This is a genomic window from Geobacter sp. AOG2 (genome assembly GCF_019972295.1).
In the GTDB taxonomy this organism is placed as follows: domain Bacteria; phylum Desulfobacterota; class Desulfuromonadia; order Geobacterales; family Pseudopelobacteraceae; genus Oryzomonas.
On the sequence record NZ_BLJA01000001.1, the window covers coordinates 3,684,743 to 3,698,552 of the forward strand.

9 protein-coding genes and 2 riboswitches are annotated in these 13,810 nt (G+C 64.4%); of the genes, 6 read left to right on the forward strand and 3 right to left on the reverse strand.

The window, feature by feature from the left end; all coding sequences use genetic code 11:
* Positions 1 to 148 precede the first annotated feature (148 nt).
* Positions 149 to 868 carry a FadR/GntR family transcriptional regulator gene (locus LDN12_RS16770; protein WP_223923795.1) on the forward strand — a complete coding sequence of 240 codons (720 nt, stop codon included), beginning with the start codon at positions 149 to 151 and terminating at the stop codon, positions 866 to 868.
* Here the strand turns inward: LDN12_RS16770 and LDN12_RS17895 are convergent.
* The 3 genes from LDN12_RS17895 to thiD all read right to left on the reverse strand — a co-directional run bounded on the left by LDN12_RS17895 (position 849) and on the right by thiD (position 6,396).
* Positions 849 to 3,248: a hypothetical protein gene (locus tag LDN12_RS17895; RefSeq protein WP_274382226.1), complete on the reverse strand. Its 2,400-nt coding sequence runs from the start codon at positions 3,246 to 3,248 to the stop codon at positions 849 to 851. The two genes, LDN12_RS16770 and LDN12_RS17895, sit on opposite strands and share 20 nt — an antisense overlap.
* Positions 3,249 to 3,420: 172 nt before the next feature.
* A riboswitch (cyclic di-GMP riboswitch) is annotated at positions 3,421 to 3,495 on the reverse strand.
* A 105-nt stretch (positions 3,496 to 3,600) separates the two neighbouring features.
* The gene (thiC, locus tag LDN12_RS16780) at positions 3,601 to 4,887 is read right to left on the reverse strand and encodes a phosphomethylpyrimidine synthase ThiC (protein ID WP_223923796.1); all 1,287 of its coding nucleotides are present in this window, start codon (positions 4,885 to 4,887) and stop codon (positions 3,601 to 3,603) included.
* Positions 4,888 to 4,914: 27 nt separating this feature from the next.
* Entirely contained in the window at positions 4,915 to 6,396 is a 1,482-nt protein-coding gene (thiD, locus tag LDN12_RS16785) for a bifunctional hydroxymethylpyrimidine kinase/phosphomethylpyrimidine kinase (RefSeq protein ID WP_223923797.1), read from the reverse strand.
* A gap of 66 nt (positions 6,397 to 6,462) precedes the next feature.
* A riboswitch (TPP riboswitch) is annotated at positions 6,463 to 6,568 on the reverse strand.
* 184 nt (positions 6,569 to 6,752) lie between these two features.
* On the opposite strand from thiD, the gene alr reads away from it, so the two are divergent.
* The 5 genes from alr to purD all read left to right on the forward strand — a co-directional run bounded on the left by alr (position 6,753) and on the right by purD (position 13,705).
* Complete coding sequence (gene alr / locus LDN12_RS16790) at positions 6,753 to 7,886, forward strand: alanine racemase (protein WP_223923798.1); 1,134 nt, start codon at positions 6,753 to 6,755, stop codon at positions 7,884 to 7,886.
* A gap of 395 nt (positions 7,887 to 8,281) precedes the next feature.
* Positions 8,282 to 9,310, forward strand: a complete 1,029-nt coding sequence (gene selD / locus LDN12_RS16795) for a selenide, water dikinase SelD (protein ID WP_223923799.1) — start codon at positions 8,282 to 8,284, stop codon at positions 9,308 to 9,310.
* Positions 9,310 to 10,548, forward strand: coding sequence for an ASKHA domain-containing protein (locus tag LDN12_RS16800; RefSeq protein ID WP_223923800.1), 1,239 nt, complete (start codon positions 9,310 to 9,312; stop codon positions 10,546 to 10,548). The genes selD and LDN12_RS16800 overlap by 1 nt, the downstream gene beginning before the upstream one ends.
* A gap of 209 nt (positions 10,549 to 10,757) precedes the next feature.
* The gene (gene purH / locus LDN12_RS16805; RefSeq protein WP_223923801.1) at positions 10,758 to 12,314 is read left to right on the forward strand and encodes a bifunctional phosphoribosylaminoimidazolecarboxamide formyltransferase/IMP cyclohydrolase; all 1,557 of its coding nucleotides are present in this window, start codon (positions 10,758 to 10,760) and stop codon (positions 12,312 to 12,314) included.
* 116 nt (positions 12,315 to 12,430) lie between these two features.
* Entirely contained in the window at positions 12,431 to 13,705 is a 1,275-nt protein-coding gene (gene purD, locus LDN12_RS16810) for a phosphoribosylamine--glycine ligase (RefSeq protein ID WP_223923802.1), read from the forward strand.
* The last annotated feature ends 105 nt before the right edge of the window (positions 13,706 to 13,810 follow it).

The following is a 13,810-nucleotide window of genomic DNA, read 5'->3' on the forward strand; positions in this document are numbered from 1 at the left end:
CTGTAAATCTTTACACCTGCCACAGAGACACAGAGACACGGAGAACGTCAAAACAAAAATCAATTTTCTTCCGGTTTTCTCTGTGAACCTCTGTGTCTCCGTGTCTCTGTGGCAGATTTTGAATAGATTGTGGCATGATCGGAACCCCATGAAATTCCAGCCCATAAAGCCCAAGAAGGTGTCGGCCCAGATCGCCGAGCAGATCCGCTCCTCGATCCTGTCGGGGGAATTCTCGCCCGGCGACAAATTGCCCCCGGAACGCGAACTGGCCGAGATGTTCGGCGTTTCCCGCCCGTCGGTGCGCGAGGCGCTCAATATCCTCTCGTCGTCGGGGCTGGTCATGTCCTATCAGGGTGGGGGGACGGTGGTCCTGTCGCTGGTGGAGACCTCCGGAGGGAACCCGCTTTCCGAGCTGATCCGGTCGGAGCAGGAGCGGGCGCTGGATGTGATCGAGGTGCGCAAGGGGATGGAGTCCTGGACCGCGTTTTATGCGGCCGAGCGGGCGCTGCCCGAGGACATCCGGCGCATGGAGGAGATCATCGGCGGCATGGAGCGCAACCTGGACGGCCTGAAGCCTTCGGAGGACCTGGACGCCAACCTGCACATCGTGATCGCCCGCGCCACCCACAATATTGTCTGGCTGCACCTCATGCAGAGCCTGTTCGACGCCATGAAGGAGTTTCAGCAGACCGTCTGGCGGGCGGTCTACCTGACCAGCGAGGACCATCACCTGCTCTTCAACCATCACCGCCGCATCTTCCAGGCCATCAAGGCCAGAGACGCCGAGGGGGCCCGCGAGGCGATGAACGCCCACCTCACCTTTGCCGAGCAGCGCAGCAGCGCCTACGTTACGCGGCAGCAGGCATAGCGCCGCCGTCCCCGGAGGCTTTCCCCCCGGTCCCGTCACCTGCCGCCGCCGGTTCATCCAACCTGCAGATGCCGATCTTTTCCAGGGCCTTGAGCTGGCGGTGCGAATTGCGCGACAGCTCGAAGCGGTCCATCATGAAGCCGACGCTTTCGAAATAGAAGATGGCGTCCTGGAGGGCGCGGGCGTAGTTCGCCGCCCCCTCCGGCTGCCGCTCCGGCAGGCAGATGAGGACCTCGCCGCTGTCGATCAGGTGCCAGGCCAGGTGGATGGCCGTTTTCCCTCCCTGTTCCACCACGCAGACATAGGCGCCGCAAAGCTGGGACCGCCTCCCTTCCGGCGCGGCCTGGACCACGTTGGCCGAGCCGTAGAGCTCGACGATATCGTCGGGCGAATGGTAGGAGATGACCGCCATGTCCGGGGCATGACGAAAGGCCAGCCCGCTGCCCGGCGCCGAAGCGCCGAAGCTGCCGAACCCGGCAAAGCCGGAGCCCCCATCCGTCAGGCCCAGCGCGGCAAAGGGCGATTCCACGTGACGCTCCACCACGGCGGGCACCTCGGCGGCAGACCGGGGGTACGGGGACGGTGCGGGGGGAGGGGCCTGTTCCGCCTCCTTCAGCTTTTCCTCCAGGGCCTGCTTTTCGCGCTTGAGGCGTTCCACCGCCTTCTGGGCCTTCTTCTTGAAGTTCCCGGCGAGGGTGTCCCACAGTTTCTTCTCTCCCAGAAGCTGCTCCTGCCTGGCCGAAAGGGACTCAAGCCCGGCGCGCGCTTCCTTCACTTCCAGCTCCTTTTCGGCCAGCAGCGCCTCGAAGCGTTGCTGCGTCTCAGACAGCTCGCTCTCAAGCCGTCTCACGCTGTCGTGCAGCCCTTCCCGTTCCTGCTCGAAGCCTTCCCGCTCCTGCTGCCACGATAATCCCGCGCTCTCCCTGAGGACCGCCAGTTCGGCCCTGAGCGCCTCGCGCTCGTTAGCGAGCACCTGCTGTTCCTTCAGGACGTTTTTCAGGGTGTCCTGCACGGCGCCGTTCTCGTGGCGTGCGGCGGCAAGCTCATCGCGCAGCGACTGTTCCCGCTCCGTCGCGGCCAGCTCTTCCGCGGACCGCCCGGCGATCTCTTTCGAAAGCTGCTGTTCGGCGTTCAGGCGTTCCGCCGCCGTATCGTGCTGGAGCCGCTCCAGTTCGCGGCGCAGTTCCGCCGCCTCCTCCTCGGACCGCTCCAGGCGGTGATCCAGTTCCTCCGCTTTCGCCTCGGCCTCCCGGCGTTGCGCCGCTTCCCGGTCAAGGGCCTCCTCCAGGTCTCCCAGCCTCTTCGTCGTGTCCGCCAGCTCGGCGTGCAGACCGGCATCGGCCGTCGTCTCCGGGGGTTCCTCCCGCCGCCCGGCGGCCTCTTCCCGGAGCGCCGCCTCCCGGTCCCGGTGGGCGGCGACGGTTTTCTCCAACTCCAGCTTGACGGCCATGACGGCCTGTTCTGCCGTCCTCTCGGTTTCGGCCTTGGCCAGCTCCATGTCCGCCAGGGCCTTTTTAAGGTCGTCCACCTGGGCGGCGAGGGCGGCGATTTCCGCCGCGGCTGCTGCCTGGGCGGTCTTTTCGGCCTCTGCCTCGGCCTGCTCCCTGTCGGCCAGGGCCTTTTTAAGGTCGTCCACCTGGGCGGCGAGGGCGGCGATTTCCGCCGCGGCTGCTGCCTGGGCGGCCTGTTCGGCCTCTGCCTCGGCCTGCTCCCTGTCGGCCAGGGTCTTTTTGAGGTCGGCCACCTGGGCGGCAAGGGCAGCGGTTTCCGCCGCGGCTGCCGCCTGAGCGGCCTGTTCGGCCTCTGCCTTGGCCTGCTCCATATCCGCCAGGGCCTTTTTGAGGTCGGCTACCTGGGCGGCGAGGCCGTCCACCTCGGGCGAGGGGGTCTCGGATGGCGAAGCCTTGGGTGCGGCGGGAGCGGGCTCTGCCTGAGCGGCCGGCCGGGGGGGCTCCGCAGGGGGCGCAGCGGCCTTGGCGTGCTGTTTGCCGTGACGATGGGAAGGGGGGCGCATGACGCTGATGCCGCGTATGATGACCTGGCGCATGGCCGCGCTGTAATCGAGTTTGACCGGTTCCATGTCGAAACCCATGGACTTCGTGAGCTTCAGGGCCTCGCCGACGAGGCGCTTCTGGTCGGCGGGCTTGCGGGCGTCGCAGGCGGTGGAAAGGATGATGGAGCGTTGGGTGGTGGTGTCGAAGAAGGCGATATACACGCAAAACCGGTCCTCCTCGCGGGCGGCGCAGACAAACGCCTCGCACGGGTGGCCCTGGCAGTGCTCTTCGGGGGGAACGGCGCTGTTGGAGGAACGATAGATCTCGGAAAGATCGGGTTCTTTGATCTCCAGGTGGGTCAGGGATTTATTCAGGGAAAACGCCATCAAGCACCTCCGTCAGCAGGCTGCCGAAAATCCGCTGCGAGGCCGGTCTGCGGCCCGCGACGATTTTCAGCAGCCCGTTCGTGCCGTTTCCCCTGGGGAAGAACGGACGGAACCGGCTTTGACCCTTTTTGTCCGCTGTAAAATAAACAAACGGGTGCAAAAGATCTGATCTTTCGGCACCCGGCTGTCTCGGTGAGACCCTTAGGCTATCCGTCCCGCCATCGCTGGCGGTTTAGTAGTATCGCTTATCAGAAGGTCAAGATAACTCTATGTATGTGAAAATTAATTTTAAGCGAGGCAGCCGTTTTGTCAAGCGATAATTGGCGGTTGGGTGGGCACGGCTGCCGGGCCGTCAGCGTTTCATGGCGTCGTCCATGACCTTGTAGGCGCAGAACTCGCCGCACATGGTGCAGGCCCCGTGGTCGGCGACCGGCGAGTTGGCGCGGAACTCCCGCGCCTTGTCCTCGTCCAGCGCCAGGGCGAATTGCCCTTCCCAGTCCAGTTTCTTCCGGCACGTGGCCATCCGGATGTCCTTGTCCATGGCCCCCTTGACGCCCTTGGCGATGTCGGCCGCATGGGCGGCGATGCGGGAGGCGATCACGCCGTCGCGCACGTCCTGCACGTCCGGCAGGCGCAGGTGCTCGCTGGGGGTGACGTAGCAGAGGAAGTCGGCTCCCGCGGCCGCAGCGATGGCGCCGCCGATGGCGCAGGTGATGTGGTCGTATCCCGGCGCGATATCGGTGACCAGGGGTCCCAGGACGTAGAAGGGCGCGCCGTGGCACAGCCGCTTCTGCAACTGGATGTTGGCCTGGATCTGGTTCAGGGGCACGTGCCCCGGACCTTCGATCATGACCTGTACCCCGGCGTCCTGGGCGCGCTGGGTCAATTCCCCCAGGATGATCAGTTCCTGGATCTGGGCCCGGTCGGTGGCGTCGGCCAGGCAGCCGGGGCGGAAGCCGTCGCCCAGGGACAGGGTCATGTCGTATTCCTTGGTGATCTCCAGAAGCTTGTCGAAGTGCTCGAAGAGCGGGTTCTCCTGGCGGTTGTAGCTCATCCACTCGATGGTGAAGGCCCCCCCGCGGGAGACCACGTCCATGATGCGCCCCTCGTTCTTCATCCGGTCCACCGTGGCGCGGGTCACGCCGCAGTGCACGGTGATGAAGTCCACGCCGTCCTCGGCATGCTTGACGATGCCGGCGAAGATGTCGTCCACCGTCATGTCCACAATGGCCTTTTTCTTGACCCGCACGGCATCCAGGGCGGCCTGGTAGAGCGGCACGCTGCCGATGCAGGCGTTGGTCTCCGCCACCACGGCGCGCCTGATCTCGTCCACCGGTCCGCCGGTGGACAGGTCCATGATGGCGTCGGCGCCGTATTTTACGGCAATGCGGGCCTTTTCCAGCTCCTTCTGCATGTCGGTGTCGTCGGAGGATGAACCGATGTTGGCGTTGATCTTGGTGCGCAGGCCGGTCCCCACCGGCAGGGGGATGCCGTTGGCGTGCTTGATGTTGTGGCAGATGACGATGGTGCCGGCGGCCAGTCCCTCGCGGATGAATTCGGGCGCGACCCCTTCCGCTGCGGCTGCGATCTGCATCTGTTCGGTAATGAGGCCTCGGCGGGCGTATTCCAGTTGGGTCATTGCGTGCTCCGTACGAAAGATTAGTGGTCAGGGTTGCCGGTCGCCGTGCTGCGCGGCGGCAAAATGGTTAACCGGGCTATGGCCCTTGCCCAGGGGGTGTGACAGGCGGATGGCGTCGGTGATGTATTCCTTGGCCTTTTCCACGGCGCATCTGAGCGGTTCTCCCTGGGCGAGGAACGCGGCGATGGCCGAGGCGTAGGTGCAGCCGGTGCCGTGGGTATTGCTGGTGAAAGCCCGCTCCGCCGCATACTCCCGGCATTCGTAGCCGTCGAAGAGGATGTCGATGGATTGCCGGCCGGTGAGGTGCCCCCCCTTGAGCAACACGTTGGCCGGGCCCAGGGCGTGCAGATCGCGGGCGGCCTGCTCCATGTCCGCCTCGGAGCGGATCGCTCTCCCCAAAAGGCGTTCGGCCTCGGGGATGTTGGGGGTCAGCAGGTAGGCATGGGGCAGCAATTGGTCGAGGACCACCCGGATCGAGTCCCGGTCCAGCAGGGTCGTGCCCCCCTTGGAGACCATGACCGGGTCGATGACCAGCGGGATGTAGACGGTGCGCTCCGTCAGCAGTTCGGCCAGGGCCGAGACGATGGCGGCGGTGTGCAGCATGCCGGTCTTGATGACGTCCACCGGGATGTCGGCCAGCACGGTGGCGATCTGGTCCACCACAAAGGAGGGGGGGAGGCCGTGGATGGACGAGACCCCCCGGGTGTTCTGGGCGGTCAGGGCGGTCAGGGCGCTGGCGGCATAGCTCCCCAGGAGGGTGATGGTCTTGATGTCGGCCTGGATGCCCGCCCCGCCTCCCGAGTCGCTGCCGGCCACGGTCAGGACCGAGCCGCGCGGATAGGGGCAGGTGCGGTTGAAGAGCAGTTTCAATTCGGCGACCGCGATATCCGGGCGGTGGCTGGACAGGACCGACGAGATCACCGCCACGGCGTCGGCGCCTGCGTCGATCACCCGGCAGGCGTTGCTGGTGGTGATGCCGCCGATGGCCACCACCGGGAGCTTGATCCGGTCGCGGATGGCGGCGAGGCCGCCGGTGCCCGGCATGTGGGAGACGACCTTGCTGTCGGTCGGGTACATGGCGCCGAAACCGATGTAATCGGCCCCCTCCCGCTCGGCCTGAAAGGCCTCGTCCAGATCGTGGGTCGATTTGCCGACGATCCTGCCGGACCCGAGTATCTCCCGCGCCTGGGCAATGCCGCCGTCGTCCTGTCCCAGGTGGACGCCGTCCGCATCCAGTTCCCTGGCCAGGTGGATGTCGTCGTTGACGATGAAGACCACCCCGGCGCGCTTGCAGAGCTGTTTCAGCGCGCGCCCTTCTTCCAGGAGCGTCTCGCGGCTTTTGTCCTTGGCGCGGTACTGGAGCGCCGACACGCCGCCCACGAGGGCGGTCCGCACCCGTTCCACCAGGTTGTCCCCCTGGTCGGTGATCAGGTAAACGCCCGCTATCGGCGGGAATGCCTGCGCCGTATTGTTGATGACCAGACGAAACTGTCTGCTGCACTCGCCCATGGTTTCCCTCGCGATAAAAAAGGCCGCGCTGTCATGATACAGGCGGCCGGGTTCATAGAAGATGAACAGTCGTGCAAGCCGCTTTCCTACGCCGGGATTAACCGGATCAGGTTCAAAGGGTCTGATTCCAAAGGAATCATCTCAGTTCTTGCGAACTCCCCCAGGGCCTTGTAATTCTGTCTACGGTACTGGATTTAACCGATTCTGTCAATCATGTTAACCATGAGGGGTGTTTCCCTCCTCCGTCCTGTCGGCACCCACCCCTTTACAGTCGGCGGCGGACATGGTAATAACCGTGGCGGACCCTTTCTTTCATCATCTGACGACAGAGTACCCGGAAAAGGAGCACCACGGTCGTGTACGACAGCCGCCCCACATTCGCCGAGATCAATCTTGACGCCCTGCGCCATAATTTTGAGGTCATCCGCGCCGCCATCCCCCGCCGGACCGAGATCCTGGCGGTGGTCAAGGCCGACGCCTACGGTCACGGCTTCATGGATATCAGCCATGAGCTGGAGGCCCTGGGGGTGAACGCCTTCGGGGTCGCCTTCCTGGCCGAGGGGATCCAACTGCGCAAGAGCGGCATCGACAAGCCGATCCTGCTCCTGGGCGGGGTCTATCCCGGCCAGGAACGCAAATGCATCGGCTACAACATCTCCACCGCCCTCTTTACCCTGGAGCAGGCCCAGGCCCTCAACCAGGCCGCCGGAAAACTCTTCCGCAAGGCCCAGGTCCACCTCAAGATCGACACCGGCATGGGGCGTCTGGGGATTACCTATGCCGAGGCCCCGGCGTTTTTGAGCGAACTGAAAAAGTTGCCCCACCTCGCCCTGGAGGGGATCGTTTCCCACTTTGCCAGCGCCGACGAGTTGGACGAGTCGGGCCAGCACTTTACCCGCACCCAGGCGGAGCGGTTCGGTTGGGTGGTCGCCGAGGCCCGCAAGGCCGGGTTTTCCCCGCGGTATATCCACATCGCCAACAGCGCCGCCGCCCTGCTTCGGGATAACGCCGGCTGCAATCTGGCCCGTCCCGGCATCGTGCTCTACGGCGCCATCCCGTCGCCCGATTTTCAGGGGAAACTGGACCTGAGGCCGGTCATGCGCCTCAAAAGCCGCATCGCCATGCTGAAATGGGTGGAGCCGGGCACGACCATCAGCTATGCCCGCCGCTTCACCGCCCCCGGACGGACCCTGATCGCCAGCGTGCCGGTGGGCTACGCCGACGGCTACCCCCGCGCCCTCACCAACCGGGGCGAGGTGCTGATCCGGGGGCAGCGGGCGCGGGTGGCCGGCACGGTCTGCATGGACTGGATCATGCTGGACGTGACCAACATCCCCGGCGTGGCGGTGGGGGACGAAGTGGTCCTGATAGGGGACGACGGGGCGGGGAACTGCATCCACGCCGAGGAGTTGGCGGCCCTGGCCGGCACCATTCCCTACGAGATCTTCTGCGGCATCAGCAAACGGGTGCCCAGGGTTTATTTGAAGTGAGGGGGGGAGGGGTTTAATAGGACTTATAGGGATTATAGGACTTATAGGAGTTATAGGAGTTATAGGACTAATAGGAGTTATAGGACTAATAGGAGTTATAGGACTAATAGGAGTTATAGGACTAATAGGAATTATAGGACTAATAGGAATTATAGGACTAATAGGAATTATAGGACTAATAGGAATTATAGGTGTCCCATAGGTCCTATAAATTCCCATTAGTCCCATTCCCATTGATCCCATAAGTCCCATAAGTCCCATAAAATCCCATAAGTCCCATAAAATCCCATAAGTCCCATAAAATCCCATAAGTCCCATAAAATCCCATAAGTCCCATAAAATCCCATAAGTCCCATAAAATCCCCAACCCCCCACCACCCAAGCAAAGGAACGCCATGATCAAACTGACGCAGTTGGTAAAAGCCGCCGGTTGAGCCGCGAAACTGGGTCCTGCGGGCCTGGCGAAAGCCCTGGACGGGCTTTGGGATTACCGCGACGAAAACCTTCTTGTAGGTCCCGAGACCTCCGACGACGCCGGGGTCTACAGGATCGGGCCGGAGTGCGCCCTGGTGGAGACGGCCGATATCATCACCCCTCCCGTGGACGATCCCTTCACCTTCGGCCGCGTCGCCGCCACCAACGCGATTTCCGATGTCTACGCCATGGGCGCCCGCCCCGTGACCGCCATGAACCTGGTGTTTTTTCCCGCCTGTTCCCTGCCGGGTGAAATCCTGCGGGAGATCCTGGCCGGGGGCAACAGCGTGCTGAAAGAGGCCGGGGTCTGTCTGGTGGGCGGCCATACGGTGGAGGACGACGAGTTGAAGTACGGGCTCTCCGTGACCGGCCTGATCGATCCCGGCCGGATCATCCGCAACTCCACCGTCCGGCCGGGGGATGTGCTGCTCCTGACCAAGCCCCTGGGCACCGGCATCATCTCCACCGCCATCAAGGGGGAGATGGCCCCGGAGGGGGCGGCGGCCGACGCCTCCGCCTGGATGACCACCTCCAACCGCGCGGGCGCGGAGCTGATGCGGGAGTGCAACGCCTCCGCCGCCACCGACGTGACCGGCTTCGGCCTGATCGGCCATTGCAGCGAGATGGCCCAGGGCGCCGGGGCGAGCATCCGCCTGCGGCTCGACGCCATTCCCCTCATGTCCGGGGTGACCGGGCTGGTCGCCGACGGCATGGTGCCGGCCGGCTGTTACCGCAACCGGGACCACTACGCCCCCCTGGTGAGCGGCCGCAACGCCACCGACGAGGACCTTCTGCCGCTCTTCGATCCCCAAACCTCCGGCGGGCTCCTGATCTCGCTCGCGCCCGGCGATGCGGAGCGTTTCCTGGCCGAAGCCCCTGGGCGCGGCATCTTTACCCGGCAGGTCGGCCTCGTGCTCCCCCGGCAATCCCGTCCCATCGAGATCGTCTGATGCCCGATTACGCACTCGCCATGGACCTGGGCACCACCACCCTGGCCGCTTCCCTGATCGACCGCGCCACCGGGAAGCGGCTGGCCATGACCGGCAGCATGAACCCCCAGCGCCGGTTCGGGGCCGACGTGGTGTCGCGCCTGGACGCGGCGGTGCACTCGGAAGAGGCGCAACAGGAGATGGCGGCCCTGATCCGCACCGAACTGCTGCGTCTGGCCCATGAACTGTGCGCGGAGAGCGGCGTCCCCTGGGGCGGGGTGAAACAGGCCGCCATCGCCGGAAACCCGGCCATGCAACATCTGCTGTTGGGTTTGCCGGTGAAGTCTTTGGCCTTTCCCCCCTATCGTCCCCTGTTCACCGGCGGCAAACCGGTGACGGCGGCAGAACTGGGCTGGGACGGCGCGGCCCAGGTGTACCTCTTCCCCATGCCGGGCGGGTTCGTGGGGGGCGATACGGTCGCCTTCCTCTACGGCGCGGCGCCGGGCGAGGCGACCCTCTGCCTGGACATGGGCACCAACGGCGAGATGGCCCTGACCTCGGGCGACACCATCTGGGCCACCTCGGCCGCGGCCGGGCCGGCCTTCGAGGGGGGCAACCTCTCCTGCGGCATGGCCGCCCTGCCGGGGGCCGTCAACTCCATCCGCATCGAGGGAGAGCGGGTGAAGATCGCGACGATCGCCGGCCGCGAGCCGGTGGGCATCTGCGGTTCGGCGGCCATCGAGCTGGTCACGGAACTGCTGGGCCATGGTGTCCTGGAAGCGGGGGGGCGGCTGCGCAGCGCCGACGAGATCCCCTCGAACCTGGGGCAGCGGGTGGTCGAACAGGACGGGGAGCGTGCCTTCGTCATCCACCGGGACGCCCGGCGGCTCCTGCTCCTCACCCAACGGGACATCCGCCAGATCCAGTTGGCCAAGGGGGCCATCCGGGCCGGCATGGAGGTCTTGGCCGAACGCTCCGGCATCGCTTTTCCCGGCCTGCGGGATGTGCTCCTGACCGGCTCCTTCGGGGCGGTTTTGCGCCCCATATGGCTTAAAACCATTGGAATTTTCGATGAAGGCATGGTACATATCTCCAGATTTACCCCCGAAGGCGCGCTGGCCGGCGTCGAGCGGGCCCTGGCGGAGAACGACGGCTTTGCCTCCGTGGAACGGCTCGGCAAACGATTCCGGGTGGTGCCGCTCTCGGGCACGCCGCTGTTCGAGTCCATGTTCATGAGGCATATCGATTTCCCCGGGTAGATTTTGTTGCGGGGCAGGGGGGCTGGGGATTATGGGAACTGGGGGTTATGGGAATTATAGGACTTATAGGAGCTATAGGACTTCATGGGATCTATAGGACTCATAAGTCCCATAAGTCCCATTAGTCCTATAATTCCCATTAGTCCCATAAGTCCCATTAGTCTCATAAACCCCATAAACCCCATAAGATAAAAAAGGAGTCGTCACCAATGGCTAAGATTACCAGGGCGCTCATCAGCGTTTCCGACAAGACCGGCATCATCGAATTTTCCCGGCAACTGGCCGATTACGGGGTGGAGATCCTCTCCACCGGCGGCACGGCCAAGCTGTTGCGCGAAGCTGGCCTGACCGTCAAGGACGTGTCCGAATTCACCGGGTTCCCCGAGATGCTGGACGGCCGGGTCAAGACCCTGCACCCCAAGGTGCACGGCGGCCTGCTCGGCATGCGCGGCAACCCGGCCCATGTGGCCAAGATGAAGGAACACGGCATCGAGAACATCGACATGGTGGTGGTCAACCTGTACCCCTTCGAGGCCACCGTGGCCAAGCCGGGGTGCCTGCTGGAGGACGCCATCGAGAATATCGACATCGGCGGCCCCACCATGCTCCGTTCCGCCGCCAAGAACTACCCGGACGTGACCGTGATCGTGGACTGTGCCGATTACGCCCTGGTCCTGGAGGAGATGAAGGCCGCCATGGGGGCCGTCTCCCCGGCCACCAACTACGGCCTGGCGGTCAAGGTATTCCAGCACACCGCCGCCTATGACGGCGCCATCTCCAATTACCTGGGGGCGCGTCTCGGCGAGGAGCCCCAGCAATACCCGGCCACCTTCACCATCCAGGTCAAGAAGGCCCAGGATCTGCGCTACGGCGAGAACCCCCAGCAAACGGCCGCCTTTTACGTGGAGAAGGACATTGCGGAGCCGTGCGTCTCCAATGCGGTGCAGTTGCAGGGCAAGGAACTTTCCTTCAACAATATCATCGACCTGGACGCCGCCATCGAGACGGTCAAGGAGTTCGAGCAGAGCGCGGCGGTCATCATCAAACACACCAATCCCTGCGGCGTGGCCCTGGCCGATACGCCGCTCAGCGCCTATCTCAAGGCGCGGGAATGCGACCCGGTTTCGGCCTTCGGGGGCATCGTCGGCTTCAACCGCCAGGTGGATGCCGCAACGGCCCGGGAGCTGGCCTCCACCTTCCTGGAGGCGGTCATCGCCCCCGGTTACAGCGACGAGGCCCTGGAGATCTTCACCGCCAAGAAGAACGTGCGGCTGATGCAGGTGCCGCTGCTGGAGGAGTATGTGGCCGGGGGGTACGACCTCAAGAAGGTGGTGGGCGGCCTGCTGGTCCAGGGGCGCGACCTGGGGATGGTGCGGGCGGCCGACTGCCGCGTGGTGACCGAACGCACCCCGACCGCCTCGGAATATGAGGCCCTGGATTTCGCCTGGCGGGTCTGCAAGCACGTCAAGTCCAACGCCATCGTCTTCACCAACCGGGACCAGACCGTGGGGATCGGGGCCGGGCAGATGTCCCGGGTCGATTCCTCCAAGATCGCCGTGCAGAAGGCGCTTCTGGCGACCCAGGGTACGGTGCTGGCGTCCGACGCCTTCTTCCCGTTCCGGGACGGGGTCGACGCCGCCGCGGAAGCCGGGGTGACGGCCGTCATCCAGCCGGGCGGGAGCGTGCGGGACGAGGAGGTCATAAAAGCGGCCAACGAGCACGGGATCGCCATGGTGTTCACCGGGATGCGGCACTTCAGGCATTAAAAAAATCTCATGGGACTTATGGGACAAATGGGACTTATAAGACTTATTGGACGTCCCATTAGTCCTATAAGTCCCATTCAAACCCAAGCAAATTTTCCCGATAGAGGTACAACCCTATGAAAGTTTTGGTAATCGGCGGCGGAGGCCGTGAACATGCCCTGGTATGGAAGATCGCCCAGTCGCCGCTGGTAACGAAGGTGTTCTGCGCCCCCGGCAATCCGGGGATCGGCGAGTTGGCCGAGAATCTCCCCATCCGGGTGGACGAGCTGGACAAGCTGCTCGCCTTCGCCCACGGCGAGGGGATCGGCCTCACGGTGGTGGGACCGGAGCAGCCGCTTTCCCTGGGGATCGTGGACCTGTTCGAGGAACATGGGCTCAAGGTGTTCGGCCCCCGGAAGGACGCGGCCATCATCGAGGCCAGCAAGGCGTTTTCCAAGGATCTGATGCAAAAATACGGCGTCCCCACCGCCGCCTACGGCGTCTTTACCGACGCGGGCGAGGCCGAGGCGTTCATCGATAAAACCGGGGTGCCGATCGTGGTCAAGGCCGACGGCCTGGCCGCCGGCAAGGGCGTCATCATCGCCCGGACCCGTGACGAAGCGGTGGAGGCCGTGAGGGATATGCTGAGCGGCAACGCCTTCGGCAGCGCCGGCTCCCGGGTGGTCATCGAGGAATTCCTCACCGGGGAGGAGGCCTCCTTCCTGGCGATCACCGACGGCACGAACATCATCCCCCTGGCCAGCGCCCAGGACCACAAGGCCATCTTCGACGGCGATCAGGGCCCCAATACCGGGGGCATGGGCGCCTATTCCCCGGCGCCGGTGGTGACCCGGGCGGTGCACGACACGGCCATGGCCGAGGTGCTCCGCCGGACCGTGGACGGCATGGCGGCCGAGGGACGCCCCTATCGCGGCGTGCTGTACGCGGGGCTGATGGTGAAGGACGGCCAGGTCAAGACCCTGGAGTTCAACGCCCGCTTCGGGGACCCGGAGTGCCAGCCGCTCCTGATGCGCATGAAGTCAGACATCGTGCCGGTCCTCATGGCCGTGGCCGAAGGGGATCTGGCGGGACGCACCATCGAATGGCACGACAAGGCGGCGGTCTGCGTGGTCATGGCCAGCGAGGGCTATCCGGGCGACTACCGCAAAGGGGATGTCATCAGCGGTCTGGACCAGGCGGCCGAGCTGGAGGACGTCTTCGTCTTCCACGCCGGCACCGCGGCCAAAGACGGCGCGTGCGTCACCAGCGGCGGCCGGGTCCTGGGGGTCACCGCCCTGGGGGCGACGGTGCAGCAGGCCATCGAACGGGCCTACCAGGGGGTAGGGCGGATCACCTGGCCGGGGGTGCAGTACCGCAGCGACATCGGTAAGAAGGCCCTGAACCGGGGGTGAGGTATATGGGAATTATGGGAATTATGGGAAATGGGACTTATAGGAATTATAGGACTTATAGGAGTTATAAGCCCCATAGGTCCTATAGGGGTTTCCCATGAGTCC

What these genes read in the sequence shown, in the direction of transcription:
- thiD (WP_223923797.1), bottom strand. Translation starts at nt 6,396, where the DNA reads ATGGGCGAGTGCAGCAGACAGTTTCGTCTGGTCATCAACAATACGGCG.
- LDN12_RS16800 (WP_223923800.1), top strand. Translation starts at nt 9,310, where the DNA reads ATGCCCGATTACGCACTCGCCATGGACCTGGGCACCACCACCCTGGCC.
- purD (WP_223923802.1), top strand. Translation starts at nt 12,431, where the DNA reads ATGAAAGTTTTGGTAATCGGCGGCGGAGGCCGTGAACATGCCCTGGTA.
- LDN12_RS17895 (WP_274382226.1), bottom strand. Translation starts at nt 3,248, where the DNA reads ATGGCGTTTTCCCTGAATAAATCCCTGACCCACCTGGAGATCAAAGAA.
- purH (WP_223923801.1), top strand. Translation starts at nt 10,758, where the DNA reads ATGGCTAAGATTACCAGGGCGCTCATCAGCGTTTCCGACAAGACCGGC.
- LDN12_RS16770 (WP_223923795.1), top strand. Translation starts at nt 149, where the DNA reads ATGAAATTCCAGCCCATAAAGCCCAAGAAGGTGTCGGCCCAGATCGCC.
- thiC (WP_223923796.1), bottom strand. Translation starts at nt 4,887, where the DNA reads ATGACCCAACTGGAATACGCCCGCCGAGGCCTCATTACCGAACAGATG.